The 26,737-nt window shown below is 69.8% G+C and carries 25 protein-coding genes; 16 read left to right on the top strand and 9 right to left on the bottom strand.

Features of this window, described 5'->3' with window-relative positions:
* The first annotated feature begins 263 nt into the window (after positions 1-263).
* From dinB to ACG00Y_RS25825, 6 genes are all read left to right on the top strand, one after another.
* Entirely contained in the window at positions 264-1,472 is a 1,209-nt protein-coding gene (gene dinB, locus ACG00Y_RS25850; RefSeq protein ID WP_394483995.1) for a DNA polymerase IV, read from the top strand.
* Positions 1,469-3,775, top strand: a complete 2,307-nt coding sequence (locus tag ACG00Y_RS25845; protein WP_394483993.1) for an ATP-dependent DNA helicase — start codon at positions 1,469-1,471, stop codon at positions 3,773-3,775. The genes dinB and ACG00Y_RS25845 overlap by 4 nt, the downstream gene beginning before the upstream one ends.
* 90 nt (positions 3,776-3,865) lie before the next feature.
* Positions 3,866-5,377 (top strand): M64 family metallopeptidase, encoded by a 1,512-nt coding sequence (locus tag ACG00Y_RS25840; RefSeq protein ID WP_394483991.1) that lies wholly within the window; start codon positions 3,866-3,868, stop codon positions 5,375-5,377.
* Positions 5,374-5,877 carry a hypothetical protein gene (locus ACG00Y_RS25835; RefSeq protein WP_394483989.1) on the top strand — a complete coding sequence of 168 codons (504 nt, stop codon included), beginning with the start codon at positions 5,374-5,376 and terminating at the stop codon, positions 5,875-5,877. The genes ACG00Y_RS25840 and ACG00Y_RS25835 overlap by 4 nt, the downstream gene beginning before the upstream one ends.
* Positions 5,878-6,117: 240 nt before the next feature.
* Complete coding sequence (locus ACG00Y_RS25830; protein WP_394483987.1) at positions 6,118-6,888, top strand: tetratricopeptide repeat protein; 771 nt, start codon at positions 6,118-6,120, stop codon at positions 6,886-6,888.
* Positions 6,889-7,042: 154 nt separating this feature from the next.
* The gene (locus tag ACG00Y_RS25825; RefSeq protein WP_394483985.1) at positions 7,043-7,705 is read left to right on the top strand and encodes a CAP domain-containing protein; all 663 of its coding nucleotides are present in this window, start codon (positions 7,043-7,045) and stop codon (positions 7,703-7,705) included.
* 15 nt (positions 7,706-7,720) lie between these two features.
* Here ACG00Y_RS25825 and ACG00Y_RS25820 read toward each other — a convergent pair whose 3' ends face one another.
* A complete protein-coding gene (locus ACG00Y_RS25820; RefSeq protein ID WP_394483983.1) occupies positions 7,721-8,047 on the bottom strand; it encodes a hypothetical protein in 327 nt (108 codons plus the stop codon).
* A gap of 396 nt (positions 8,048-8,443) precedes the next feature.
* Here ACG00Y_RS25820 and ACG00Y_RS25815 point away from each other — a divergent pair, with 396 nt between their 5' ends.
* The 7 genes from ACG00Y_RS25815 (at position 8,444) to ACG00Y_RS25785 (ending at position 14,687) form a co-directional block, all read left to right on the top strand.
* Positions 8,444-9,436 carry an ABC transporter substrate-binding protein gene (locus tag ACG00Y_RS25815; RefSeq protein ID WP_394483981.1) on the top strand — a complete coding sequence of 331 codons (993 nt, stop codon included), beginning with the start codon at positions 8,444-8,446 and terminating at the stop codon, positions 9,434-9,436.
* Positions 9,437-9,439: 3 nt separating this feature from the next.
* A complete protein-coding gene (locus ACG00Y_RS25810; RefSeq protein WP_394483979.1) occupies positions 9,440-10,264 on the top strand; it encodes an ABC transporter permease in 825 nt (274 codons plus the stop codon).
* Positions 10,261-11,082, top strand: coding sequence for an ABC transporter ATP-binding protein (locus ACG00Y_RS25805; protein ID WP_394483977.1), 822 nt, complete (start codon positions 10,261-10,263; stop codon positions 11,080-11,082). The genes ACG00Y_RS25810 and ACG00Y_RS25805 overlap by 4 nt, the downstream gene beginning before the upstream one ends.
* A gap of 45 nt (positions 11,083-11,127) precedes the next feature.
* Complete coding sequence (locus ACG00Y_RS25800) at positions 11,128-11,853, top strand: GntR family transcriptional regulator (RefSeq protein WP_394483975.1); 726 nt, start codon at positions 11,128-11,130, stop codon at positions 11,851-11,853.
* Positions 11,854-11,983: 130 nt separating this feature from the next.
* Positions 11,984-12,400: a hypothetical protein gene (locus ACG00Y_RS25795; protein ID WP_394483973.1), complete on the top strand. Its 417-nt coding sequence runs from the start codon at positions 11,984-11,986 to the stop codon at positions 12,398-12,400.
* 159 nt (positions 12,401-12,559) lie between these two features.
* Positions 12,560-13,465 (top strand): LysR substrate-binding domain-containing protein, encoded by a 906-nt coding sequence (locus ACG00Y_RS25790; protein WP_394483971.1) that lies wholly within the window; start codon positions 12,560-12,562, stop codon positions 13,463-13,465.
* Between the two features lie 67 nt (positions 13,466-13,532).
* Positions 13,533-14,687: an alpha-hydroxy acid oxidase gene (locus ACG00Y_RS25785; RefSeq protein WP_394483969.1), complete on the top strand. Its 1,155-nt coding sequence runs from the start codon at positions 13,533-13,535 to the stop codon at positions 14,685-14,687.
* A 13-nt stretch (positions 14,688-14,700) separates the two neighbouring features.
* Here ACG00Y_RS25785 and ACG00Y_RS25780 read toward each other — a convergent pair whose 3' ends face one another.
* A complete protein-coding gene (locus tag ACG00Y_RS25780) occupies positions 14,701-17,367 on the bottom strand; it encodes a hypothetical protein (protein WP_394483968.1) in 2,667 nt (888 codons plus the stop codon).
* A 99-nt stretch (positions 17,368-17,466) separates the two neighbouring features.
* Here ACG00Y_RS25780 and ACG00Y_RS25775 point away from each other — a divergent pair, with 99 nt between their 5' ends.
* Both ACG00Y_RS25775 and ACG00Y_RS25770 read left to right on the top strand, forming a co-directional pair.
* Entirely contained in the window at positions 17,467-18,315 is an 849-nt protein-coding gene (locus ACG00Y_RS25775) for a DUF2785 domain-containing protein (RefSeq protein ID WP_394483967.1), read from the top strand.
* Complete coding sequence (locus tag ACG00Y_RS25770; protein ID WP_394483965.1) at positions 18,312-19,445, top strand: serine hydrolase domain-containing protein; 1,134 nt, start codon at positions 18,312-18,314, stop codon at positions 19,443-19,445. The genes ACG00Y_RS25775 and ACG00Y_RS25770 overlap by 4 nt, the downstream gene beginning before the upstream one ends.
* Here the strand turns inward: ACG00Y_RS25770 and ACG00Y_RS25765 are convergent, their stop codons facing one another.
* The 3 genes from ACG00Y_RS25765 to ACG00Y_RS25755 are packed head-to-tail and all read right to left on the bottom strand — an operon-like array spanning position 19,446 to position 21,688.
* Positions 19,446-19,781 carry a YnfA family protein gene (locus tag ACG00Y_RS25765; protein WP_394483963.1) on the bottom strand — a complete coding sequence of 112 codons (336 nt, stop codon included), beginning with the start codon at positions 19,779-19,781 and terminating at the stop codon, positions 19,446-19,448.
* A 13-nt stretch (positions 19,782-19,794) separates the two neighbouring features.
* The gene (locus ACG00Y_RS25760; RefSeq protein ID WP_394483961.1) at positions 19,795-20,355 is read right to left on the bottom strand and encodes an Lcl domain-containing protein; all 561 of its coding nucleotides are present in this window, start codon (positions 20,353-20,355) and stop codon (positions 19,795-19,797) included.
* A 10-nt stretch (positions 20,356-20,365) separates the two neighbouring features.
* Positions 20,366-21,688 carry a hypothetical protein gene (locus tag ACG00Y_RS25755; RefSeq protein WP_394483959.1) on the bottom strand — a complete coding sequence of 441 codons (1,323 nt, stop codon included), beginning with the start codon at positions 21,686-21,688 and terminating at the stop codon, positions 20,366-20,368.
* A gap of 83 nt (positions 21,689-21,771) precedes the next feature.
* On the opposite strand from ACG00Y_RS25755, the gene ACG00Y_RS25750 reads away from it, so the two are divergent.
* Entirely contained in the window at positions 21,772-22,338 is a 567-nt protein-coding gene (locus ACG00Y_RS25750) for a YceI family protein (RefSeq protein ID WP_394483957.1), read from the top strand.
* A gap of 22 nt (positions 22,339-22,360) precedes the next feature.
* On the opposite strand, the gene ACG00Y_RS25745 is transcribed toward ACG00Y_RS25750, so the two are convergent.
* The 4 genes from ACG00Y_RS25745 to ACG00Y_RS25730 all read right to left on the bottom strand — a co-directional run bounded on the left by ACG00Y_RS25745 (position 22,361) and on the right by ACG00Y_RS25730 (position 26,732).
* On the bottom strand, positions 22,361-24,547 hold the full coding sequence (locus ACG00Y_RS25745; RefSeq protein WP_394483955.1) for a S46 family peptidase: 2,187 nt from the start codon (positions 24,545-24,547) through the stop codon (positions 22,361-22,363).
* Between the two features lie 93 nt (positions 24,548-24,640).
* The gene (locus tag ACG00Y_RS25740) at positions 24,641-25,009 is read right to left on the bottom strand and encodes a hypothetical protein (RefSeq protein WP_394483953.1); all 369 of its coding nucleotides are present in this window, start codon (positions 25,007-25,009) and stop codon (positions 24,641-24,643) included.
* A 186-nt stretch (positions 25,010-25,195) separates the two neighbouring features.
* On the bottom strand, positions 25,196-26,011 hold the full coding sequence (locus tag ACG00Y_RS25735) for a cupin domain-containing protein (RefSeq protein WP_394483951.1): 816 nt from the start codon (positions 26,009-26,011) through the stop codon (positions 25,196-25,198).
* 19 nt (positions 26,012-26,030) lie between these two features.
* Positions 26,031-26,732, bottom strand: coding sequence for a sigma-70 family RNA polymerase sigma factor (locus tag ACG00Y_RS25730; RefSeq protein WP_394483949.1), 702 nt, complete (start codon positions 26,730-26,732; stop codon positions 26,031-26,033).
* Positions 26,733-26,737: the final 5 nt, after the last annotated feature.

Below are 26,737 nucleotides of genomic sequence, written 5' to 3'. Positions count from 1 at the left end.
TGCTGGGCACCGAGCAATCGACTGGTGCATAAGCCGTGCCACAACGCAGACAGGTTGGCGTCAGCTCCAGTAAGACAGACCGTCCCCGATTTCCGCGACACACCTCCCACGTTTGAAGGTGGCAACTACCCCGACACCATGGAAACCCTTGCCACCACGGGCTGGCCGGCCAATCGCCGGCACGTTTCGATCATTTATGACCGTTGATCCTGAGCAGCCTGCTGCCCCTCCGTGTCAGCACCCCCGCCGACAATCTCGACCCCATGCAGCAGCCACCCCGCTGGATCGCCCACCTCGACATGGATGCCTTCTACGCATCCGTCGAGCTGCTGCGTTATCCGCAGCTCAAGGGCGAGGCGGTCGTCATTGGCGGGCGGCGGGCGGATGCGCCACGGCAGCTGGACGACGGCAGCTGGCAGTACGCGCGGCTGCGCCACTACACCGGGCGCGGCGTCGTCACGACCAGCACCTATGCCGCCCGCGACCTCGGCGTGTTCTCGGCCATGGGCTTGATGAAAGCCGCCCTGCGCGCGCCGGACGCCATCTTGCTGCCGGCCGACTTCGAGGCCTACCGAAAGTATTCGCGGCTCTTCAAGGCGGCCGTGGCCGAGGTCGCGCCGGTCATCGAGGACCGCGGCATCGACGAGATCTACATCGACCTGAGCGACGTGCCCGGCGTGCGTGACGCGGTCGGCCACGACCCGCTGGGCGGCGCCAAGGCGGTGGCGCGCGAGATCAAGAACTCGGTCGGCCGCGCGACCGGCCTGACCTGCTCCATCGGCGTCACGCCCAACAAGCTGCTGTCAAAGATCGCCAGCGAGCTGGACAAGCCCGACGGCATCAGCGTGCTGACGCTGGAGGACATCCCGGCCCGCATCTGGCCACTGGCCGTGCGCAAGATCAACGGCATCGGGCCCAAGGCCAGCGACAAGCTCGTCAAGCTGGGGCTGGAGACGGTGGGCGACATCGCCGCCGCCGACCCCGCCTGGCTCGTCGCGCAGTTCGGCGAGAGCTACGGCCAGTGGCTGCACGCCGCCTCGCACGGGCGCGACAGCCGCCCCGTCGTCACGCACAGCGAGCCCGTGTCCATCAGCCGCGAGACCACCTTCGAGCGCGACCTGCACGCCGTGCATGACCGTGCCCTGCTCGGCGGCATCATGGACGAGCTGTGCGAGAGCTTGTCGCGCGACCTCGCCCGCAAGCGCTACGCCGGCAAGACGGTGGGCATCAAGCTGCGCTTCGAGGGCTTTGTGACCGTCACGCGCGACCAGACGCTGAAGGCCCCCATCACCAGCGCCGCCGACATCCGCCACGCCGTGGGCCTGTGCCTCAAGCGCGTCAAGTTCGACAAGCGGCTGCGGCTGATGGGCGTGCGCATCGGCAACCTCGTGCATGCCAGCGAGGCGCTGGCGGCACCGGCAGCGGCCCGCGCCGAGACAATGCCTGCGCCCGACAACCTGAGCTTGTTTTGAGCGCCTGGACCTACACCGTCTCGGTCCGCAGCCTGTGCGAGTTCACCGCCAAGCGCGGCAGCCTGGACCGCCGCTTCACGCCCTCGGCCACCGCGCTGGAGGGCCAGGCCGTCCAGCTGGCCGTGCTGGCGCGCCGCTCGCCGGGTTACGAGATCGAGTTGCCTCTGGAAGCCGTGCACGGCAACCTGCGCGTGCGCGGCCGGGCCGATGGCTATGAGGCGGACGTGAACCGGCTGGAGGAGATCAAGACCATCCGCGGCCCGGTCGAGCTGATCCCCGAGAACCGCCGCGCGCTGCACTGGGCCCAGCTGGAAACCTATGGCGCGCTGATCGCCGCCGACCGCGGCCTGGCCGAGCTGGAGCTGGCCCTGGTCTACGTGGACGCCGACACGCAGCACGAGACGGTGATACGCGAGAAGGTCAACGCCGCCGCGCTGCAGGCCGCGTTCGAGGCGCGCTGTGCGCAGTTCGAGGCCTGGGCCGCGCAAGAGGCCGCTCACCGCAGCGCGCGCAATACGGACTTGAGCACGCTGCCCTTCCCCTTGCGCGAGCTGCGCCCGGGCCAGCGCCTGCTGGCCGAAGCCGTCTACCGCGTCGCCGCCCACGGCCGCCACCTGCTGGCGCAAGCGCCCACCGGCATCGGCAAGACGCTGGGCACGCTCTACCCGCTGCTGCGCGCCATGCCCGGGCAGCGGCTAGACAAGATCGGCTACATGACCTGCAAGGGCACCGGCCGCCTCACTGCGCTGGAGGCCTTGCACTCACTGCGCGAGGCCGCACCGACGAAGGCGCTGCGCGTGCTGACGCTGGTGGCCAAGGAGCAGGCCTGCGAGCACCCCACCAAGGCCTGCCACGGCGACGCCTGCCCGCTGGCGCACGACTTCTACGACCGGCTGCCTGCTGCCCGCGCCGAGGCCGTGCAGGCAGGCTGGCTGGACGCGCCGACCCAGCGCCGCGTTGCGCTCAGACACGACGTTTGCCCCTACTACCTCGGCCAGGAACTGCTGCGCTGGGCGGACGTGGTGGTGGGCGACGTGCACCACGCCTTCGACCCCCACGGCCAGCTCTACGGCCTGGCCCAAGCCCAGGGCTGGAAGCTGGCACTGCTGGTGGACGAGGCGCACAACCTCATCGACCGCGCCCGCGACATGTACAGCACCAGCCTGAGCCTGGAGCGCGTGCGCGCGGCCATTGCCGAAGCGCCGGTCAGCCTGCGCGCGCCGCTGCGGGGCCTGGCCAAAGAGCTGGCCACGCTGGGCCAGGCCCAGGCCGCCGACTACCAGCCGCTGCCGGCCGTGCCCGAGGCGCTGGGCGAGGCGCTGCAGCGCGTCAACGTCGCCTTGGGCGAGTATGTGCAGAACCACCCGCTCGAAGTGGGGCCGATGCTGGAGTTCTATTTCGAGTCCTTCAACCTGCAGCGCCTGCTGGACCGGCTGGACACGCACTCGCTGTGCGACCTGCAGCGCAGCGCGGCCACGCGGCCAGCGATGGATGCGCCAGCCAACCTCTCGCTGCTGGAGGACGAAGACGAGGGCAGCACCGACGTGCGGCTCTCCGTGCGCAACATCGTGCCCGGCCACTTCCTGAAGGAACGCTTCGAGGGCTGTCACAGCGTCACACTGTTCTCCGCGACGCTGGGCCCGCCGGACTACCCGCGCCACCTGCTGGGCCTGCCCGACGACACCGCCTGGATCGACGTGCCCGCACCCTTCCCGCCCGAGCACCTGACCGTGCAGGTGGCCAATCTGTCGACGCGTTGGGAACACCGCGAGGCCTCGCTCGATGCGCTGGTGGACGTGCTCGCCACGCAGTACGGGCAGCACCCCGGCAACTACCTCGCCTTTTTCAGCAGCTTCGACTACCTCGACAAGGCCGCCGCGCGGCTGGCGCTGCGCCACCCGGACGTGCCGCAATGGAGCCAGGCCCGCGCGATGGGCGACGCGGCGCGGCGCGGCTTCCTCGATCGCTTCGTGGAGGGCGGCCGCGGCATCGGCTTCGCTGTGCTGGGTGGCGCGTTCGCCGAGGGCGTGGACCTGCCCGGCACGCGCCTCATCGGCGCCTTCATCGCCACGCTGGGCCTGCCGCCGGTGTCGCCGCTGCAGGAGCAGGTGCGCGAGCGGCTGGACACGATGTTCGGCGCCGACCACGGCTACGCCGACCTCGTGCCTGGCCTGCAGAAAGTCGTGCAGGCTGCGGGCCGCGTGCTGCGCTCCGTCGACGACAAGGGTTATGTCTGGCTGTTGGACCAGCGCTACCGGCGGCCGGAAGTGCGGGCGCTGCTGCCGGCGTGGTGGCAGGTCTGATCGGAGGTCATGACCTAACGGGGTATTTGCTAGTCAGACAACGTTGTCAGCCTGGCTAGCATCAAGACCTGGCCCTCAGGCACTCCCGTGATGCAGCCCAATTCCATCCCCTGGCTTCGCGCGCTGATGCGCGCTTGTGCGGCGTGCCTGTTCGCTGCGCTCGCAGCCTGCGGCGGCGGTGGCGGCGGAACCAGCGCCGAGACCGTGACCCCGGTGGCCACCCCTGCGGCCCCGGCGGCTTCCGCAGCGCAGCCCCCCACGTCTGCGGCTTCCGCCGCCACGGCCAGCCTGAAGGTGGATTGGCCGCCCATCCCGTACGACGTGACGGCCGGCTGGCCTTTCGACATCGGCCTCTACGTCGTCGGGGGGGACGGCAAGGAGACGTGGACCGTCAAATGCAGCGCCCACATCACCTGCGCCATCACCGGAGGCAGCAGGCTGGTGGTCACCTCACTCGCCGAGGACCAGCCCGTTGAGACCACCATTGCGCTGTCGGCGACCAACAGTCAGGGCCACAAGGGCAGCCTGACGGTGCCCATGATTGCCTGGCCCAAGTCGCTGAAGCTGACCTCCCTGCTCGGCGCCCGGGACAGCCCCGGCATCCACCTGCTCATCTTGAACGACGGCTTCCTGCCGGCGGACATGGGTCTCTACCGCGACGCTGCCACCGGCGTGCTGAACGAGCTTTTCAGCCGCCCCGAGATCGCCGCCCATCGCGACGCCTGGAACGTGCACGTGGCCGAGCTCGTCGTGCTCGACGACGCCACCGGCCAGGCCAAAGCCTCGCCCCTGGGCGCCCGGCTCGGTTGCTCCGGCGTCGCCCGTGCCATCTGCTTCGAGGACGGCCTGGTCAAGCGTGCCGCGCTGGCCCACCTTCCCCACTACAGCTCGATCGTGCTCATCCTCAACAGCACCGCATTCGGTGGCAGCGGTGGCTCCGGCGTCGCAGCCGTCACACGCCAGCCGAAGTCTGCGGAAGTCGCCGTGCATGAACTCGGGCACGCCTTTGCCGGCCTGGCGGACGAATACACGCAGGCCCCTGACACCACCCCTTTCCGTCAATTCAATTCACCCAACCTCACCCTCAAGACCGACAGGAACGAGATCCCCTGGCGGCACTGGATCGCTGCGGACACGCCCCTGCCGTCGCCGGTGAACGCCTTGACGATGCAGCCGGATGTCGTCGGCCTGTTCGAAGGCGGTGGCTACGTCTCGAACGGCATCTACCGCCCCACCTTCGACAGCTTCATGCGCTCCGACACCAAGCTGCTGGGCCCGGTCAATGCCGAGGCCTGGGCGCTCAGCGTCTATGCCAAGGGCGGCGCCTGGCGCCGCATCGCCCCGGCCGTCGGCGCCACCCTGACCCGCAACGCACAGCCCGCCGAAGGCTGGCTCTTCGAGGCCCAGCCGCTGCTGGGCCGATCCATTGCCGAGACCCGCTGGTACGTCGACGGCGTCGAACGCACCGACCAGCGCGGCGCGGGCCAGTTGCAGGTGAGCACGCCCGGCGCCCTGCAGGTGCGCGTGGACCTCGTGGACCTGACCGGCCGCGTGCGGCTGGACCAGGGTGTCGTGAACTCCTTGACCTGGACCGTGCCATGAAGCCTTCGCCCCTGCACGTCACACTGGCCCTGGCGTTGTCCTGCGCCGCCTGCGCCGCAACGGCCGGCGAGTTCGTGACCCTGCGGATGCGCGTCACGCCCGACGGGCACGAACTGCTCGGCGCTCGGCGCTTCCAGGCACCACAGGCCACAGCAGCTGCGTGGAACGTGTCCACTGGCAGCCCGCTCGGCTGGCAGATGCTGGACAGCCAGGGCCAGGTGCTGTGGCAAGGCAGCGTCGACGATCCGCGCATCCTGCGCGGCCCGCTGGAGCCCGGCGGCGGCCATGCCATCGTGGTGCGCCCCTCTGCGGAATACATCCTGCGCGTACCGGCGGATGCGCGCGCGACGGACCTGCAGCTGCAACGCCTCGCGCCCGCGCGTGCGGCGCCGGGCAGCCAGCCCAAGGCGCTGCACGCGCAGGGCGAGACGACCGGCGTGCCGGCCCAGCGGCTCGACCTGCGGGGTGTGACGCGCAGGGAAGGCGACGGCGGCCGCTGAACCCAGGATCTGGGCAAACCCCTCCGCGCGCGGTCGGCCAGACAGGGCGTGCCCCATTGGATGCCATGGGTCATGCCGGGCAGCGTCAGGGCGCTCCGGGCAGGCGGGGGAGCAGGCATGGCCCCTGCTTCTTGCCGTAGCCCCCCGCATTCAGGGCCCGTTGCCGCAAAGCGCGGCGGGAGCCTGGCCGAGAATCTAGGGATACGCCTTGCCCACGCGCGCCATCGACCTGCCCGCCGGATGAACACCCCGACCACCCCCGCACTCACCGCGCCGCCTGTCAACCCGCTGGAGCACGGGCTGGCCCTGTTCCACAAAACGCCGCCCGACTACGAGCGCGCGGCAGGCTGGTTCCGTGCCGCGGCCGACAGCGGCGACGGCGAGGGCATCGCCATGCTGGGCCTGTGCCTGCTGGAAGGCCTGGGGGTCGCGGCCGATGCCGTGCAGGCGCGTGCCCTGCTGCAGAAGGCCGCCGCGCGGCGCAGCGCCCTCGGGCGCTTCCAGCTCGGCCGTGTGCTGATGACCGGCCGTGGCGGTCCGGCCGACGAGACGGCCGGCCTGACCGCCTATGTCGCGGCCGCCTCCATGGGCCATGCCGAAGCCACATACAACCTCGCCAACTGCCTGTTCGCCGGTGTCGGCTGCCTGCCGGACCGCCTGGCCGCCAAGGCGCTCTACCTGCGCGCCCGCACGCTGGGTTGCACGCTGCGCCCCCAGGGCGTGCGGGTGCGCAGGCGCGAGCTGAAGGCCGTGCGCGTGCTGGCAGAACGCTTCGCCGACCCCAACCGCCTGTTCTTCCTCGTGCAGGAGCGCCAGCATGAGCTGGCCCTGATGCAGGCCGTCGTGCAGCCGCGCCAGATGCAGGCCCAGTCCAGGGCGAACGCCCAGACGCGCTCGCTCCGCCATGCCGGCCGCCTGGCCGCCGGCGTCGTGGCCGCCATGGCGGGCACCCTGGGCGAGTACCTCAGGCCCACGTCGCGCGACGCCGGACCGACGACGCTCAGCTTCTGAGCGCCCCGCCCACCCGAGCCTCGCGCGCGCACCGAGACAAAAGTCGCACGATCGCCGGTGGCCTGGGGCCAGTTGTGTGGGGATGTTGCCGCCCGTCTGGCGTGGCAGCACGCGGTAACCGGCACCGAGCCCGGCTGTGCCACGCTGGTGCCCTATGAGTTCCTTGCGCCGCACCACCCCCGCACCTTCCCACACCCCGACGGCTCGACTTGCCTGCAGCACCCCGCGCGCCGCGCCGACCGCAGCACTCGCCCTTGCCCTCGCATTGGCTGGCTGCGGTGGCGGCGGTAGCGAAAGCAGCAGCGCCGCGCCGAACAGCCCGGTCGTCGCCGCGCCGTCTCCCACGACGCCAGCGCCCGCGAACGCTGGCACGCGCATCACCTGCAACCTGCCCGACTTCCAGGCCGACATGCTGGCGGCCGTCAACGCGCATCGCCGCGCCGGCGCCACCTGTGGCGCGCGGGGCGCGTTCCCTGCGGCCGCCGAGCTGACCTGGAACGCCCAGCTGACCCAGGCCGCCGTGGTGCACAGCGACGACATGGCTGCGGGCAACTTCTTCAGCCACACGGGCAGCAACGGCAGCAGCGCCGGCGACCGCGTCACCGCGGCCGGCTACGCCTGGCGCGGCGTGGGCGAGAACATCGCCGCCGGGCAGACCAGCGTGGCGCAGGTCGTGGACGGCTGGATGAAGAGCGACGGCCATCGCGCCAACCTGATGAACCCGGCCTTCCGCGACATCGGCGTGGCCTGCATCGCGGGCAGCGCCAGCAACACCTATCGCACCTATTGGTCTCAGGAGTTCGGCACGCCGAGGTAGGTGGCCGCGCGCCGGTCAGCGACGCGGCTTGAACAGCAGTGGTTTCAGCAGTACAGCGGCGAATACGGCAATGAGCGCAGCCGACGCAAAGCCGCCGAGCGCGGCCATCGGCCCCTGATTGCGCGGCGGGATGGCGGCGAGCAGCTGATTGCTCAGCACGCAGAAGAACTGGCGGCTGCCGCTGCATTGGGCGGGCTTGAGTTCGCCGACCTGCAGCAGCCCCAAGGCTTGCATGAAGGTGAAGCAGGCCATCAACGCAAGAAGCGCGGCGCCGAGCACGCGAAAGACCGGGCGGACGCTGTAATCAGGCGGTGCAGGCTTCAACCAGGGTTGGTTTTGCATAGCGGTGCATTGTGCACGCCTGGCCAGGCCGCAAGCACCGCCTGCGCGGTGTCGCGCGCGCTGGCGACGGCGATCCCCTCGCCGCTCTTCATCGACCCGCTGCCCATGCAGAGCGGGTACCAGCGGCGCGAAGGAACGCACCACCACTGAGGGCGTTCTGCCCCAATCTGAGGCAACACGCCCCGCGGCGCTGCCGCTGGAAGCGCCGCAGGGCAGGCACCGCAGCCGGACAGACGCCGCGCGCCATAGGCAGCGCGGGGAGCCCACGCCGGCGCATCACAACTGGCACGCTTGATGCTGGAATCCCGATTGGTATACCAGTCCGTGCACCTGATGCGAGCAGCCAGCCAACCGGCCTGCCGTATCGGCACGTCCCCACCCATCCAGGAGTTGAAGATGCCCCATTCGCCGTTGCTGAAGACCCAGCGCCGCACCCTGCTGGGCGCGGCCGCCGCCGTGGCCACGCTGGGCGCGCCCGCCCTCGTGCGCGCCCAGACGCCCAAGATCCGCATCGGCTACTGGCCGGTGGCGGCCGGGCTGCCCTTTTACGCCGCCATGGAGAAGGGCTACTTCAAGGAAGCCGGCCTCGACGTGGAGGCGCTCAAGTTCGCCGGCGCGCAGCAGGTGATGGAGGCCATGCTGGCCGGCCGTTGCGACGGCAGCTCCAACGGCACGGGCTCGGGCAACCTGGGAGTGGGCGAGATCGCATCGCCCGGGCTTTTCAAGATCATCGCCACCAACCCGAGCAATCAGAAGTACGTGCTCGACCAGTTCCTCGTGCCCAAGGACAGCCCCATCAAGACGCTGGCGGAGCTGAAGGGCAAGCGCGTGGCCAGCGGCCCCGGCATCCAGAACAAGGTGCTGGCGATGGCCGTGCTGGAGCGCGCGGGCGCGGCCGGCACATCGGTGACCGAGCTGCCCATCGGCCAGCACGTGGCCGCACTCGCCGCAGGCCAGGTGGACGCCGTCTACACGCTGGAGCCCACCGGCACCGTGGGCCGGCTCAATGGCACGACACGGGTGCTGGAAGCGGGCGTCATCGCCAAGTACATCCTCGGCGACCCGCTGGCACCGTGGCACGGCGGCTCGGCCACGCTGACGACCGAGTTCATCAAGAAGCACCCCGTCGAGACGAAGAAGTACATCGCCGCCTATGCGCGCGGCATCGACCTCGTGCGCAAGGACCCGGCCCAGGCGCGCGCCTTCCTGAAGGGCTACACCGCCATCGAAGGCCCGCTGACTGGCGAGGTGCCGCTGGCCTCCTACATGCTCTACAACGAGTTCACGCCCAGCGACGTGGCGCACTTCCAGAAGTTCTTCGACCTGTTCACCGAGAAGGGTGTGTTCGGGAAGAAGCTGGACGTGACCTCACTCCTCTACAAGGCCTGAGCCATGGAACAAGCTCCCGCCGCCACACCGCCCTGGCAGAAAGCCGACAGCCAGCCTGCCGTGCGCGCGCCGCGCTTCAACGTCGCCAGGCTGCTGCCCTTCATCGGCCCGCTGATCCTCTTCGTCATCTGGGACCTGGTGGTGCGCTTCGGCCTCATCCGCCCCATCCTGCTGCCGCCACCGCTGGACACGCTCGGCACCCTGGTCACCGGCCTGGCCGGCGGGCCGCTGCTGCTGGACTTCGCCGTCACCGTGTGGCGCACGGTGCAGGCCTTCCTGATCGCCGCCGTCATCGGCATGCCGCTGGGCGTGCTGCTGGGCAGCAACGAGCGCGCCTACCGCAGCGTCGAGTTCCTGATCGACTTCTTTCGCTCCACGCCGTCGTCGGCGCTGATCCCGCTGTTCCTGCTGATCTTCGGCGTGTCGGACATCAACAAGGTCGCCATCGCGGCCTTCGGCGCCTTCCTGATCGTCGTCTTCAACAGCGCCTACGGTGTCATCAACGCGCGCAAGCAGCGGGTCATGGCGGCCAAGGTGATGGGTGCCTCGCGCTGGCAGATCTTCAAGGACGTGCTGGTGTGGGAGAGCCTGCAGCCCAGCTTCGTGGGCCTGCGCTCGGCGGTGTCGATGGCGCTGGTCATCGTCGTCGTGGCCGAGATGTTCATCGGTTCGGACAACGGCCTGGGCCACCGCATCATCGACGCCCAGCAGGTGCTGAACGTGAAGACCATGTACGCCGCCATCCTGGCCGCCGGCATCCTGGGCTATGTGCTCAACATCCTGTTCCTGGTCATGGAACGCAAGATCGTCCATTGGAGTGGAAGATGAACGCAGTCCTGAACGCCCCCGTCGTGGCCGATGTGCCGGTGCGCCCCTTCCAGCCCGGCCCGGCCGGCACCCACATCACCATCCGCGGCCTGACGAAATACTTCGCCGGCTGGCCGCTGTATGAAGACTTCAATCTCGACATCCCGAAGAACAGAATAGTCTCCGTCTTCGGCCCCAACGGCTGCGGCAAGAGCACGCTGATCAACATGATCGCGGGGCTGATTCCCATCGACTCGGGCCAGATCCTGTTCGACGGCAAGAGCCTCAAGGACACCAAGATCGGCTACGTGTTCCAGAACTACCGCGAGGCGATGTTCCCGTGGATGCGCACCATCGACAACATCGCCTACCCGCTGAAGCTGGAAGGCCGCAGCAAGGCCGAGGTGGACCGCCGCATGGCCGAGCTGGTGGAGAGCTTCGACGTCAAGTTCGACCTGAACCGCTACCCGTATGAACTCTCCGGCGGGCAGCAGCAGACGGCATCCATCATGCGCGCGCTGGCGCCCGAGCCCGAGGTGCTGTTCCTGGACGAGCCCTTCTCGGCACTCGACTTCGAGATGACCCTGTTCATCCGCGAGAAGCTGCAGGAGGTCTTCATGCAGACGGGCACCACCATGATGCTGGTCTCGCACGACCTGGAGGAGGCCGTGTATCTGGCGGACGAGGTGCTGCTGCTGACCAAGAGGCCCACCAAGGTGGCCGAGATCCTGAAATACGAGGACCCGCGGCCGCGCACGGTGGCGACCTTGTCGGAGCCCAGCTTCGTCAGCGCCAAGAAGCGCAGCCTGGAGATCTTCCAGCGCGAGGTGCGGCGTTGACCCTGCGCATGGGGGCGCCGCTCTCGGCTCGCTAACATCGGCGCCATGCGGGTTCCCCTTGATCCTTCCTCCGCGCCCGCCACCGGCGCCGTGCGCGCCAACCTGGCCGAGCAGGTCTACGCCCGGCTCAAGGCCGAGCTGAACGACTTCCAGCTGGTGCCGGGCGATCGCTTCTCCGAGGCCGAGCTGGGCCAGCGCCTGGGCGTCAGCCGCACGCCGGTGCGCGAGGCGCTGTTCAAGCTGCGCAACGAGGGCTTCCTCGACGTGGAGGCCAAGACCGGCTGGTCGGTCCGGCCGATCGACTTCGGCCGGCTGGAGCAGCTCTACGACCTGCGCGTGATCCTGGAGCTGGCGGCCGTGGCCAAGCTGTGCGCGCACACCGGCGCGCCGTCACCGGAGCTGGAGTCGCTGAAGGCCATCTGGCTCGTCCCGGCTGCCGAGCGGCTGAGCGACGCGCGCGAGGTGGGGCAACTGGACGAGGCCTTCCACGCCACGCTGGTGCGCGCCGCCGGCAACGCCGAGATGGCGCGCGTGCACTGGGACGTGACCGAGCAGATCCGCATCATCCGGCACCTGGACTTCACGCGCGGCCACCGCATCGAGGCCACCTACGCCGAGCACGCCAAGATCCTGCGCGCGGTCATGCAGCGCAAGGTGGACCAAGCCCAGCTGCTGCTGCGCAGCCATGTCGAGCAGAGCAAGGCGGAGGTGCGCAAGATCACGCTGGCGACGCTGCACGAGGCGCGGGAGCGGTCGGCGGCCGGCCGCTGAGCAAGCCCTGTCACCATTGCGGTCAGTGGGTCAGTGGTATCGCGAAGCATGGTCTTCCCTAGCTAGCCAATTTCCGGTTGCAGCGGCGAGCCCCCGTGGCTAGGATCGCCCGCAACAAAGGGAGGGTTACATGAACAAGCTTCTGTGCACGATCCAGCTGAGCGGCTCGCTGCTCATTGCGGGGCTCGCAACGGCCGCCACCCATGACGGACCAGCAAATGATGTGCCGGCGGTGCCTGGCCAGGCCTTGACCGCCGCGGCCGGACAGGCCGTCATCCAAGTGAAGCGCTCATCGGGCGTCGCAGGCGGCGCTTGCGACGTGTCCATCTTCGTGGACGGTTCGCCCGTGGCGACGCTCGCAAGAGGCGAGTTCACGCAGTTCACCGTACCCGCGGGCGAGCGGGAAGTGAAGGCGCGATTTGCGCTGAGTGACTTCTGCCCTGTCAGCGTCCGCAGCCTCAAGGTCACGGCAACGGAAGGCAGCACCACCCAGCTTGTCTACAACGTGGCTCACTTCGACCGGACCACCTTTCACGAGGTCCGGTAGGCAGGCCTCATCGAGCGCGTCGCAACGGCGCGCTGGTGACCCCGTCGGCGCCCCACTTGATGTCCTGCGTCGCGCCAGGCAGGGTCATGGCGAAGTCGGCCAAGGCTTTGACGCTCATCGTCGTGGTGCGCCACGTTCGGTGGCACATTCCTGCCTGCGATGACCGCCGCCCGTCTTCCCTCACTTGACGCATTGCTGGCCTTCGAAGCCTGCGCCCGCCTGGGCAGCTTCGAAGCGGCCGGCGGCGAACTCGCGCTGACCGCCAGCGCCATCGCCAAGCGACTGGCCGGGCTGGAAGAGCGCCTGGGCCAGGAACTGCTGAGCCGCAGCACCAAGGGTCTGAGCCTGACGCCCACCGGCCACGAATACCTGCCCCAGGTCCGCCAGGCACTGGCGCTGCTGCAGGCCATCCCGCTGCACCAGCGCGCCAGCCAGCAGCGCGAGCGGCTGCGCGTCAGCTCCACACCCACCTTCGCGCGCCAGGTGCTCGTGCCCGCCCTGCCCGGCTTCACGGCGGCGCATCCGCACATCGAGCTGGAGCTGACGCTGTCCGTGCCGCTGCTGGCCGAGGGGGATGCAGGCGCCGACGCCGAGATCCGCCACGGCGCGGTGCCCGGCGATATCGCGCCAGCCCAGGTGCTGCTGCACGACCGCCTGACGCCGCTGGCGTCACCCACGCTGCTGGCCAAGCACGCGCCACTGCAGACGCGCGCCGACCTACTCGCGCTGCCGCTGCTGCGCACGCCGCTGCAGCCCTGGGCGCCCTGGCTGCAGGCCGCCGGCCTGGCCGATGCCGCCGAGCCCGACGAAGGCCCGCGTTTCGTCGACCTGGGCCTGACGCTGGCCGCCGCGCTGGCCGGCCAGGGCGTCGCGCTGGCGCGGCTGAGCCTGGCGCGGCACGAGCTTGCCGATGGACGCCTCGTGCAGCCCTATGCACTGACGGTGCCGGCCGAGCGGCAATACGGCCTCATCTGTCACCGCGCCAGCGCCGCCACCGAAGCCTTCGCCGCCTGGCTGCACGCCCACTGCGCCACGCTGGCGGAAAACTCTTCCGCCACCGCCTGACGCTTTTTCCGGGACAGGCGCCAAGCGCCGGCCTAGCATCGCGGCCTTCTCCAAACAGGCCCACGCCATGCCCGTCATCACCTGCGTCGAAGACCTGCGCCAACTGGCCGAGAAGCGCGTGCCGCGTATGTTCTACGACTACGCCGACTCCGGCTCCTGGACCGAGACCACCTACCGCGCCAACGAGAGCGACTTCCAGGCCATCAAGCTGCGCCAGCGGGTGGCCGTCAACATGGAAGGCCGCAGCACGGCGGTGAAGATGATCGGCATTGACGCCAAGATGCCCGTGGCCATCGCGCCCGTGGGCCTGACCGGCATGCAGCACGCCGACGGCGAGATCCACGCCGCGCGCGCGGCCGAGAAGTTCGGCATCCCGTTCACGCTGTCGACGATGAGCATCTGCTCCATCGAGGACATCGCCGAGAACACCTCGTCGCCGTTCTGGTTCCAGCTCTACATGATGCGCGACCGCGAGGCCATGGCGCGCATGATCGACCGCTGCAAGGCCGCGAAGTGCTCGGCGCTGGTGCTGACGCTGGACCTGCAAGTCATCGGCCAGCGCCACAAGGACCTGAAGAACGGCCTTACCGCGCCGCCGCGGCCCACGCTTGCCAACATCCTCAACCTGGCCACCAAGCCACGCTGGGTGCTGGGCATGGCGGGCACGAAGCGCCACACCTTCCGCAACCTCGTGGGCCATGTGAAGGGCGTCAGCGACATGCGCTCGCTGTCCGCCTGGACGAACGAGCAGTTCGACCCGCGCCTGTCCTGGGCCGACATCGCCTGGGTCAAGGAGAAGTGGGGCGGCAAGCTGATCCTGAAGGGGATCATGGAAGTCGAGGATGCCAAGCTCGCCGCGCAGGCGGGGGCCGACGCCATCGTCGTCAGCAACCACGGCGGCCGGCAGCTGGACGGCGCGCCCAGCAGCATCCATGCGCTGCCGGCCATCGTGGCCGAGGTGGGCCAGCAGATCGAGGTCTGGATGGACGGCGGCATCCGCTCCGGCCAGGACGTGTTGAAGGCATGGGCGCTGGGCGCGCGCGGCACGATGGTGGGCCGCGCGATGGTCTACGGGCTGGGTGCCATGGGCGAGGCCGGCGTCACCAAGATGCTGCAGATGCTGCACAAGGAGCTGGATGTGACGATGGCCTTCTGCGGCCACACGCAGCTGCAGAACGTGACGCGCGAGATCCTGCGCTCAGGCACCTACCCGACCGTTTGAGCGGAGGCCCGGCTCAACGCGGCTTGAGCGTGACCTCAAGCTTTTCAAGCAGCGTCCGGTTGCCTGCCGAAGGTGTGCCCGTGAACTGCACACCGAAGCCCCCCACGGTGCTGGTCACTCGGGGCAGCGTCGCGCTGAAGTGAACTTCGTGGGGCAGCTTGTAGCCGGCCTGTGTGCCGGTCTGCGGCGACCGGGTAGTCACGTCCGCCGACAGCACGTTGCCCACCAGCTTGAACAGCACTTTCGCGCCCGGCATGAACACCGAGCTTTCGACGTAGGCGCCGGGCAGGAGCGTGCGGTTGCCATTGACGACCTCCCACATCGAGACCCGCACCGAGTTGCCCGAGGACGGGATGGGCTGGTTGCCGTTCAGTGGGTCGCTGGACAGCCGCTGAAAGCGCAGCGCATAGCCGGTGCGGGTGACCGGGTCCCACTTGATGTAGACCTCCAGGTACTGGCCCGTCGCGCTGCCGAAGCCCTGTCCGGCCACCTTCTCGGGCGTCAGTTCCAGCGCCAGTGCCATGTCTGAGTACGCCCCCTGAGGCTGGTAGAGCAGGCGCGCGCCCTGGGTGGAGGTCACCAGCCCCGGCACGCCCACGGCGCCGTCCCGGTCACCCACGGCGTAGGCCCACGGTGCTGCGGTGGAAGGCTGCCAGCCCGCAGCCACGTCGGCGGGCTTGATCGTGTCGGCATACCAGACATCGGGCTGGTTCAGCGCGTGGCCCGCCCAGGTGATGCTGGCGAAGTCGGTGGCGACAACGTGGGGCTGCGGCACGTCGGCGGCGGCGATGGCGCGCGGGCTTGCCACCTCGATGACACCGGCCGCCGCGCTGAACTCGTAGCGAGGCAGCACGACGGCGGTCAGCCAGTGGCCCACATCGCCGCCCGACAAGGCGTAGTGGCGCGTCTTCACAGCCACTTGCACCGCCTTGTCGCCCGGCCCCTTGCCGCGATACCAGGTGATGGTGGACGCGTCGGTGAATGCCGGCTGGTCGTAGGCAAGCTGCAACCTGGCGACGCCTGAACTCAGCGCGATGGCCGGCGTGCCCATGACCACGGGCGGCCTGACTGAGGCGGGCAGCACGCGCAGCGTCACCTGCGCCACCAGGCCGTTGGGCGCCGTGGCGCTGACGACCGTGTCGATGATGCGGCCGGTGGCATTCAGCTTCGCGCGCAGGTGCAGCTTGCCGTCGCCGCTGTCGAGCAGCCGCGTGAACAGCAACCGGTCGATGTCGAAGCGGATTGCGTCGAACGCGAACGCATTCGCGGGCGTGAAGGCGGGCGTGATGGCGACCTCGTTGGCCGGGTCGTCCGAAGGCAGGCTGGCGGCGCTTGCGGTCAGCGTCAGCTTGAACGCACCGTCATGCCTGGCCTGCTGGCCCGAGGGGTTCCAGCCGTCGCTGCCCTTGAGCAGGTTGTGCACGTTGTACGTCGCGCCGATCTTGAAGCTCTTCAACGCCTCGGCGCTCAGCGGCTGCGTCACCTGCGGGTGTTGCGGGTCGAAGACGACCGGCGTGCCGTCCGCGTAGCGGTTGTTGTGGACGTAGTGCTTCACGTCGCGGCGCTGGACGTTCTCCCAGCGGATCTCCTCCTTCGGGCCCACGAAGCGGTTGTCGATCAGCGCCCAGCTGCCGCCGCTCTTGGCGAACCAGAAGACCGGGTTGTCGTTCAGGAAGTTGAAGGTCGAGTTCAGGAACACCGCCATCGTCGACGAGCCGCCCCAGGACGGGTGGCTGCCGTGGAAGTCGAACGTGCAGTTCTCGAACACATTCAGCGTGCCGCCGGCAATGGCGTCGTCGGTCAGCTGGAAGTACGAGTCTTTGAAGTAGGCGCGCTGGGGGCCCACGGCGATCAGGTTCAGGAAGCTGACGAAGCGCACGTTCTCGAAGTGCAGCCGGTCCAGCGGGCCACCGGCCGAGGTGATCGTCTGCGCCTGCACGCGCGCGTCGCTGCGACGACGGAGGTTCTGCGACGGGTCACGCGGGAAGACCAGGTCGACCGAGGCGTAGTTGCCAAACGTCAGGTGGTAGGCCGAGAAGCGGGTGCCGATGGCGATGACGTTCCAGTTGCCGTTGGAGCCCACGGTCTGGCCGCGGTTGCCGGCGATGCGCACGTCGTCTGCATTCGACGTCAGGCCCTTGAATGTCAGGCCGGCCTGCGGGAAGGCGATGCCCACCAGCCCCGGGTGCTCGGGTGTGTTGGCGTTGTGCGGGTCCTTGTAGTCGTCGGTCCAGTAGACGCCCGGCGTGAAGTTCACGGTCGTGCCATCGGCAATGTTGGCGGCCTTCAGCTCCTGCAGCGTCCTGAAGGTGAAGGCGTTGCGCCGGGCTTCGTCCAGGTAGGCATCGACGACGACATTGCCCGCCGACAGCGGCACGAACTTGGGCCTCAGCGCGACGCCTGCCTTGACCCGGTCGCGCGCGAAGTCCCACATCTGGCCCTCGCCTGCGTCGGCCAGGAACCAGCCGACGAAGTAGTTAGCAGGCCCGCGCTCGGGCCGGGCGGGGGCCGGCAGCAAGGCCTGGTCGGCCACCCTCACCTGGGTGAGGCGGCCATCGATATCGAAGGTGACCAGGTGCGGCGCGGTCGTGACCGGCGGCACGGTGCCGCAGGCCGCCAGCAGCGTAAGGCAGGCGAGGATCAGCCCGGCAATCAGGGCGGTGACGGTGTGCTGCGTCATGGGCGTCTCCACGGCAAAAAGGGCCGTGCGGCCGGGACTGTAGTTCTTGCCCACGCGCCGAACTTGCCTCACGGCCCCAGCCATGCGCTACTGCGGCGCATGAAGCCCCTCGCCGCCCTGCTGCTCTTCTCGTCCCTGGCCGCCACGGCCCAGACCTGCGCGCCGCCCACCGGCCTCAAGACCGAGGCCGACGCCGCGCGCATCCAGCAGCAGGCCATGGCGCTGCTGCCCTGCCTGGCGCACCCCGACCCCAGGCTGCGCGACGACATCGCCTTCGAGCAGCTCTCGGCTTGGTCGCGCGCTGGCAAGCTTGACGCGGCCACGCTGCTGCGCCTGCGCGCCGAGCTGGTGGCCGTGCTGGACGCCAAGCCCGATGCGGCCGGCGTGCACCAGCCCTTCGCCGTGCTGGCGCTGGCCGAGGTGGCGCGGGCCGACCGGCTCAAGCCCTTCATGACTGCCGAGCAGCGCGCCGACCTCGTCGACCATGCCGTGCGCTATCTCAGCGGCGTGAGCGACTACCGCGGGCTCATTGCCGGCGAGGGCTGGCGCCACGGCGTGGCCCACGGCGCCGACCTGGCCCTGCAGCTGGGCATGAACGACGCACTGAGCGCGCCCCAGCGCCAGGCGCTGCTGGACGCCGTCACCGCGCAGGTGCTGGCCGACCACCGCCACGCCTACCGCTTCGGCGAAGGCCAGCGGCTGGCGCGCGCGGCGCTGCAGCTGCAGCTCAAGCTCAACCCCGATGCCGCAGCGTGGCAGGCCTGGCTGGACGGCCTGCTGGCACCGCTGCAAAAGGCCAAGGCCTGGGACGAGGCCACCTTCACGGACCTGCACAACCTGCGCGGCTTCCTGTGGCCGCTGCTGGCCGGCGTGCTGGACGTGGCCGACGCCGAGCAGCGCGACAAGCTGCAAGCGCCCCTGCAGAAAACCATGCGCCGCCTGCCATGAAGCAACGCGCCGCCGCCCTCCTCGCCGCCCTGCCGCTGTTCGCCGCTGCGGCGCCCATCCCCGACCACGCCGCCATCGACACCGAAGTCGCGCGGCTGATGGCCGCCTCGCAGGCGCAAGGCCTGGCCCTGGCCGTCATCGACGACGGCCGCGTCACCCACGTCGGCGCCTACGGCAAGCGCAACGCGGCGGGCGAGCCGCTGCAGCCCGACACCGTCATGTACGGCGCCTCGCTGACCAAGGCCGTGTTCGCCTACTGGGTCATGCAGTTGGTGGAAGACGGCAAGCTCGACCTGGACCGGCCGCTGGCCGCCTATCTCGGCAAGCCGCTGCCGGACTACCCCAACGACCCCAAGTCCGGCCCCTGGCGCCACCTGGCGGACGAGCCGCGCTGGCGCCAGCTCACCGCACGCATGCTGCTGACGCACAGCAGCGGCTTCGCCAACTTCGCCTTCCTGGAGACCGACCGCCGGCTGCGCATGCACTTCGACCCCGGCACGCGCTACGCCTACTCGGGCGAGGGGCTGATCCTGCTGCAGTTCGTGCTGGAGCACGGCCTCAAGCTGGACGTGGGCGCCGAAGTGCAGCACCGTGTATTCACGCCGTTAGGCATGACGCGCACCAGCCTGATGTGGCGGGCCGACTTCCGCCCCAACCTGGCCGACGGCTGGAAGGAAGACGGCAGCGTCGAACCGCACGACGAACGCAGCAAGGTGCGCGTGGCGGGGTCGATGGACACGACCATCGCCGACATGGCGAAGATGGCCGCCGGCTACGTCAACAGCGCCAACCTGGCCACGCTCACCGCGCCGCATCTGCCCATCACGACGGCCACGCAGTTCCCGACGCTGCAAGCGGAACTGCCGCCCGAGAAGCGCCGCGCGGACCTCGCCGCAGGCCTGGGCGTCATCGCCTTCACCGGGCCGCACGGCGCGGGCTTCTACAAGGGCGGGCACAACGACAGCACGGGCAACACCTGGGTCTGCGTGAAGCAGGGCAAGCGCTGCGTCGTCATCCTGGCCAACGACGTGCGGGCGGAGCGGGCCTTCCCACGCCTCGTCGAGTTCATCCTTGGCGAGACGGGTGTGCCGTGGCGGTGGGAGTACGGGGAGATGGTGTTCGTGCGCTGATCACGCGGCCGCACGCGGCCCGAGCATGATGACGGCCATGCCCGCAAGGCACAACGCCACGCCGACCCAGTCGGTCATCGTCGGCTTGACCTTGTCCACCACCATCAGCCAGACGATGGCCACGCCGATGTAGACGCCACCATAGGCCGCATAGACCCGCCCCGCCGCTGTCGGGTGCAGCGACAGCAGCCACGCGAACAGCGCCAGGCTGGCCGCGCCCGGCAGCAGCAGCCAGACCGAGCCGCCCTGCTTCAACCACAACCAGGGCAGGTAGCAACCGGCGATCTCGGCCACGGCAGTGACGACGAAGAGGGCGAAGGTCTTGAGCAGGTCCATGGGGCCCATCCCCTCAAGGCGCCAGCGCGGGCACCAGCCGCACCAGCCGCTTCTCGCGCTTGGGGCTGTCGCGCACCGCGCCGCCAGGCTGCTCCACCATCCAGCCCGTCTGCGGAGACAGCCGGTCGACCTGCCGCTCCGTCGTGCCCCGCTGCACGTTGCCGTAGCTGTACTTGTTCACCGCTTCGCTTTCGATGCGGACGGTACTGCTCCAGTACCAGCCGCTGGGCGCATCGGGCAGCAGCGCGGCGGCCTGCCGCGCGTTGCCGAGGTGTTCGGGCAGCCGCTTCAACTCCTGCGCACGCGGCACACGCCAGAGGCGGCCGTCGGCCTCGCTGCGCGCACGCGCCAGGGCCAGTGCTTCGGCGTGCGTGGCCAGCTTGATCTCGCCGGCGCAGCGCAGGCCATCCCAGGTCATGCCCTCCACGCAGCGCGACCAGACCAGCCCGGTACCGGCGTCGATCAGCTCCCGGCCATCGGCGCTGACGGCGGGCTTGGCGGCAGCGTCCTGCGCCATCACGGCGCCAGGCGTGGCCAGGGCAAGGGCCAGGGCGGCCATCAGGCAGGTTCGCATGAGGTCTCCTTCAACGTGCGGCGGCGAGCACGAGCGCGCTCGCCTCGGCGGGCGTCACCGGGCCCTCGCCCGGCAGCTCCACGACGATCAGATAGCCCGCCAGGTCTTCACGCGCGCTGGCCGCCGCGTAGGCCTGGGCCAGCGTCAGTTGCCGGCTGGCCAGCAGCCGCCCGGTGGCGGGGTCCCAGCTCTCGCTGGACACCATGCAGCCCTGCTGCGGCGTGCCGGGGAAGTAGCTCGTGCCGGCGTAGTAGGCCGGGTTGACCGTGGTGCCGTGGATGATGATGTCGTCGCGGCCGGCGCGGCCGGCGAGCCAGGCTTCGTGGATGGGCAGCCAGCGGCGCCAGCTCTCGGGCAGGAAGCTGCCGTAGACGGCCTCGCTCCAAGCCGCCGCAGGCGCCGCGTCGGCATGCTCGAACTCCGCCACCGTCGCCTCGACGGGCAGCTTGCTGTGCAGGTAGGGCGTGGGGCCGATGCTGGGGTTGGTGGCCGTGCCGGCGCCGACGATGGTGAACAAGCCCTGCGGCGTGTTGCCATTGGTGATGGTGCCGGGCAGACTAGTGCGCGCCAGCGCGAGCTGGGGCGACGTGAAGAGCTGGCCGGATGCGTCACGCACGAAGCGGCCATCGGCCCCGCGCACCAGCGCCAGGCCCATCTGCAGGCGGCCGGGGCGCTGCAGGCTGTAGACGACGGCGAAGCCCGGCCGCAGCGGCGCAGCGAGCAGGTCGGGCAGCGGCGGCTGCGCGGCGGCCGAGGGACGCAGGCGCAGCATCAAGGCAGTCAGCCGCGCATCGTCGGCCCAGCCGGGGAACTGGCGCTGCACGAGGTCGAGCAGCCGCGGCACGGCACCGGGGTCGGCCTGCAACAGCGTGTAGGCCGCGATGGCGAAGGGCTTGCTGGCCGTGAGCTGCGGCAGCAGCGGCCAGAGCAGCGGCGCGGACTCGGCGGGGTACAGCGTGTGCGCGGCGGTCAGCAGCGCGCGCTGATATTCGGCGTCACGCTGGCCCAGCGTGGGCAACGCCTCCAGCAGCAACGTGCGCGCGGCTGAGACCTCGGCGTTGTGGTGAGCAACACGCCCGAAGAGTTGCGGCAACGCGGCGTCGCGCTCCGGGCCGGGCGGCAGTGAGAGCACCGCGCGGATGTCGGCCAGCGCCTGCCCGCGCAGCGCGCGCTCGCCTTCCTGCGACGTGGCCGGCCAGGCGAAGTCGGCCGGCTGCAGCGCCAGCAACTCGGCGGCGGTGTAGCGCTTCTCGGGTGGCTTCTGCGGCGGTTGCAGCGGCGCGCAGGCGGCGAGCGCGAGCGTCAACAAGGCGAGCAGTGGGCGAAGGTTCATGGCGCGATGATGGCTCCTGTCGAAATCGTGCGGCCTGCTTCGTCATAGTGTCAGGCATCCCTTTCCCCTCTCAAGAAGCCCAGATGAAACACCTGCTGTTGCTCGCGGCACTCGCCACCTCGCTCGCCCAGGCCGCGCCGGTCACCTACGACATCGATCCCACGCACACCTACCCCAGTTTCGAAGCCGACCACATGGGCTTGTCGGTCTGGCGCGGCAAGCTCAACAAGAGCAGCGGCAGCATCGTCTACGACAAGGCTAACGGCAGTGGCAGCGTGGACGTGCAGATGGAGCTGGCCAGCATCGACTTCGGGCTGGACGCAATGAACGCCTGGGCGCGTGGCAAGGACTTCTTCAATACCGAGAAGAACCCGAGCGCGACGTTCGAGGGCCGCTTCGACGGCGCCAGCGGCGGCGTGCCGAACAAGCTGGTCGGCGAGCTGACGCTGAACGGCCGCAGCAAGCCGATGACGCTGGTCATCCACCAGCTCAAGTGCATCCCCCACCCGCTGCACAAGCGCGACCTGTGCGGCGCGGACGCGTCGGGCAGCTTCAACCGCGAGGACTTCGGGCTCGCGGCCGGCAAGGACTGGGGCTTCAAGATGGATGTGCAGTTGCGCATCCAGGTGGAGGCCGTGGCCAAGGAGTAAGCACCCCTTGGCCCGGGGCGGCTTACTTGACACCCATCTCGTCGAGCAGCCGCGTCGTCTTGTCCACCACGCTCATCTGCCACAGCATGTAGCGCGAGTCGACGCTGATGCTGCGGACCATCTTGGGGTTGAAGTCCCAGTCGGAGATGACGGCGTCCAACGTGCCGTCGAACAGCAGGCCCACGACCTCCGCGCGCTTGTTCAGCACCGGGCTGCCGGAGTTGCCACCCGTGCTGTCCAGCGTCGACAGGAAGTTGACGGGCACCGAGTCCAGCGCCTTCACGCCGTAGGGACCGAAGTTGCGCGCCTTGATGGCGGCCAGCTGCTCGGCCGGCGCGTTGAACTCGCCACCGGCCTCCACCGGGCCCTTGTGCTTGGCGACGATGCCGCGCAGCGTCGTGAACGCCGTCCAGTTGCTGCCGTCAGTGCCGGGGCTGCGCGCCTGCACCTTGCCGAAGCTGATGCGCAGCGTGCTGTTGGCATCGGGGTAGACGGCTTCGCCACGGCTGGCGTGGTAGTCGATCAGCGCCTGCTGCGTACCGGCATAGGCCTTCTGCAGCTTGCCGCCCAGCTCCTTGTCGCGGTTCTCCAGCCGGCGGTCGTCGTCGTACAGCGCGACGGCGGCCTTGATGAAGGCGTCGTCGCTGGCCTTGAAGGCGGCCACGTCCTTGTCCAGCCAGGACAGGCGGAAGGCCGTGTCGGCCAGCTTGCTGCCGGCATAGACCTTGTCCAGCTGGGCGCGGATGGCCGCCTCGTCCTGGCCGGCCTTCAGCCCGTAGGCCTGGACCCAAGCGGGGTTCAGCGAGCCGGCCGGCTGGGCCAGGTACTGCGCCAGGAAGTGGGCCGCCACGCGCTTGTCAGACGGCTCGTCATAGCGGCGCTCCAGCGACTGCTGGCCGGCGCGGATGCGCGGCAGGTCGCGGTCCTGGTAGCCGGACTTGCGCTCGGCGTCGGGCTTGGCGCGCTCGTGCGCCAGCAAGTAGAGCTGGCGCGCGGCGCTCAGCAGCTGCGGGGTCATGAAGGGCGCCAGGTACTCGGCGCGCTGGATGGCCTCGCGCTCGGCCAGCAGGCTTTCGGTGGCGGCGATGTCGGCGCCGTAGCGCGCCCTGCGCTCGGGCGAAGCGTTGACCCAGGCCTTGAGCCGCTCGTAGCCGGCCTGGCGGCGGGCCAGGATGTCGCTGCCGTCGAAGCTCTGCTGCTGGCCCTGGTAGTTCTTGTAGGTGTTCTGCAGGCCCGCGATGCGGTCGGCCACCTTGATCTCGCCGTCGCGGCGGCCGGCGGTTTCGGCCTTGATGAGGTCGATAGCTTCGCCCATCGCCTTGGCGCGCGCCGGCTGCTGCCAGCCGAAGGCGAAGTCCACCTCACGGGGCAGGCGGTGGCGGGCCGTGGAGCCCGGGTAGCCGGCCACCATGACGAAGTCGCCCTCGTTCAGCGGGCTGGTCAGCGGCGAGGCGAACTTGAGGTGGTGCCTGGGCGTGTAGGGCTTGTTGTCCTTGCTGAACTCGGCAGGCTTGCCGTCCGCGCCCACATAGGCACGGTAGAAGCTGTAGTCGCCGGTGTGGCGCGGCCAGACCCAGTTGTCGGCATCGCCGCCGAACAGGCCCACGCCGGTGGCCGGCGCGTGCACCAGCCGCACGTCGCGGATCTCCATCTGCTTGATGAGCTGGTATTGCAGGCCGCCGAAGAAGGCGTAGACGTTGCAGCGGTGGCCGGCGTCGGCCTCGCAGGCAGAGACGAGGCGCTTCTGCGCCGCCTCGATGGCGTCGGTGCGGACCTTGCCGGTCAGCGCCTGTGTCTGCGCGCTCAGCACCTCGGCCGTCACGTCCTTCATGTCGACGGTGACGAGCACGCGGGTGCCGGGCGCGGCGGGCAGCTCGTCGGCCAGCGTGGCGGCGTAGAAGCCGTTCTTCAGCAGGTCGCGGTCGGGCTTGGAGTTGTACTGGATGCTGCCGTAGATGCAGTGGTGGTTGGAGACCACCAGGCCTTGCGCCGACACGAAGCTGCCCGTGCAGCCGGGCAGGCCGACGACGGCGCCCATCGGGAAGGCGGTCAGGTCATTGAGCTTGGCCGGGTCCAGCGCCAGGCCGCCGGCCTTCAAGGCCTTGGCGATCTGCGGCAGCTGCTTGGGCATCCACATGCCTTCGTCGGCATGGGCAGTGGTGGCGGCCAGCGACGCGGCAGCCAACAGCGAAAGGGAGAAACGGGTCATGGCGGGTTCGGCTGAAAGGCGAAACCGCGAGACTACCGCGAGAGGCTCAAACTCCCCGAGTGAGGAAAGACAGGCTTCGGCCTGGACAAACCCTCAATGGGCCAGGCCGATCCATTCGCCGGCAGCCTGGTAGGCCTCGAACAACTCCAGCGCCAGCTGACGCAGACCCGGGTGATCGCTGGCATGGCCGTCCGCCAGGCGCTCGTAGGCGTAGTGGCGGTCGTACAGCATGCGGGTGGGGTTGATGGCCAGGCCGGCGTCGTTCATCAGCTGGCCGAAGCGCAGCAGGCTGCCGGTACCGACTGGGCCGTTCGCCGTGCCCACCCCTGTCAGCCCCAGCGCGCGGATGTCGCCCAGGTGCACGCCCTGCGCGATCGTCAGGCCGGTCCAGGCATGGCCCGGGTCGTCCGCGCCGCGCGGTTCGTCGGCGGGGACGGGGATCAGGTGCAGGGGGATCAACATGTCAGCCCCGCCCGGCCGTCCGAAGGTGCTGACGCGCCCCCTTGGGGGGCAGCGAACGGAGTGAGCGTGGGGGCTTTTGCATGTTTGCCTCGGCGGACTTCTGTGTGAAGCCATGGTGCCGAGGCCTCGGCAGAGCTAAGGCCGGATAAAGCCCGAAATGACCCGGCTAACCGCCTTTGATGCCGCTCAAGTTCCGTTGAACTGCAGATCCAGGTCGCCGTGCGCGTAGATGATGACGCCCGTGTCCGTCTCCGTGATGCGGTGGCCGGTGCCGGCCGGGGCGAGCTGGTAGTCGCCCTGCTGAAGCAGCACGTCGTCCAGGAACAGCTCGCCCTGCACCATCAGGCATTCCTCGTCATGGCCGTGGCCGTGGCCGGGCACGCTGGCGCCGGGGTCGGCGCGGTACAGCAGCGCGGCCTCGCCACCGGCCGTCCACAGCACGCGGCGGGCGATGCCCGGCGCGAACTCGGGCCAGCCGGCCTCGCGGTCGCGCACCAGCGTGCGCTCGGCGCCGGGGCCGTCCATCTCGCGCACGAACAGATGCGCGCCGTCCGCGCTGCCGAGCTGCGGCGCGCTGCCCGCCGGCAGCAGCAGGAAATCGCGCAGGCTCAAAGCCTCGCCGTCGACCTCGGCGCTGCCGCGCAGCACCAGGAACTCGCGCGACCCGCCGGCCGGCAGCGTCAGCGTGGCGCCGGCCGCCAGCTCGATGACGCTGACGGCGCGCGGCTCACCGGGGCGCGCGGGGCGGTCGGTGGGCGCACGGTAGAGCGGGCGCTGCAGCACGCCGTCGGCCAGCGGCAAGGCGTCGGACTTGCGCCGGCGCACAGTCACCATGCCTTGCTCGGCCTGCAGCGACCGTGCCAGGCGCTCACCCAGCCGCTCGCCGAGCCGACCGGGCAGGCCGGTCGCCGGGGCGGCCCAGGCGCGGGCGAAGGGTTCGCTGAGCAGCGGGCTCATGTCGTCGCCGTCGTTGGCGTCTTGGGATTCGGGGGTAGTGGGCATCGTGTTCATGGCTCGCCCCTCAAGCCGGCAGCGCGTGGGCGCCGGTGTCACCGAGCGACTCGCGCAGCGTGATCAGCGCGCGGCGGATCTGGGATTTGACCGTGCCGAGCGGCAGATGCGTCTGGCTGGCGATCTCCTCGTGCGACAGGCCGTTGAAGAAGGCCAGCGCAACGAGCTGGCGCGGCTGCGGTTTCAGCAGCAGCAGCGCGCGGTGCAACTCGGCATGGCCCTGGGCAACGGCCAGCAGCTCGTCGCCCGACTCGGTGGCCGGCGCCGCCACGGGCGAGGCCCCCTCGTCCAGCTCCTCATGCTGGAAGCGCGCCTCGCGGCGGATGGCGTCGATGGCGCGCGAGCGCGCCATGCCCAGCAGCCAGGTCAGCGGCCGGCCGCGCTGGGGGTCGAAGCGCGGCGCCTGGCGCCAGACCTGGAAGAAAACGTCCTCGGCCACCTCCTCGGCCAGCTGGCTGCGCCGCACCAGCCGCAGCACCAGCCCGTAGACGCGCGACAGCGTCGCCTCGTACAGCGCCAGCAGCGCGCGTTCGTCGTGGTCGACGATGCCGGCGATCCAGGCTTCGAGCTGGGCGTCGTCGACCGACACGCCTGCGCACTTGGGCGCCAGCGCCAGACCAGGCTCCTCGGCCTCGTGCAGGTCGACCTCTTCGAACAGCAAAGCCGCCTCGGCTGGCGGGTCATCAGTCTCGTTGGGTTGTGGAAGTGCCATGTCTT

Source organism: Pelomonas parva (assembly GCF_043555835.1).
Lineage (GTDB): Bacteria > Pseudomonadota > Gammaproteobacteria > Burkholderiales > Burkholderiaceae_C > Pelomonas > Pelomonas parva.
The sequence above is the reverse complement of the archived record's forward strand: the minus strand, read 5'-3'. Positions and strand labels throughout refer to the sequence as shown.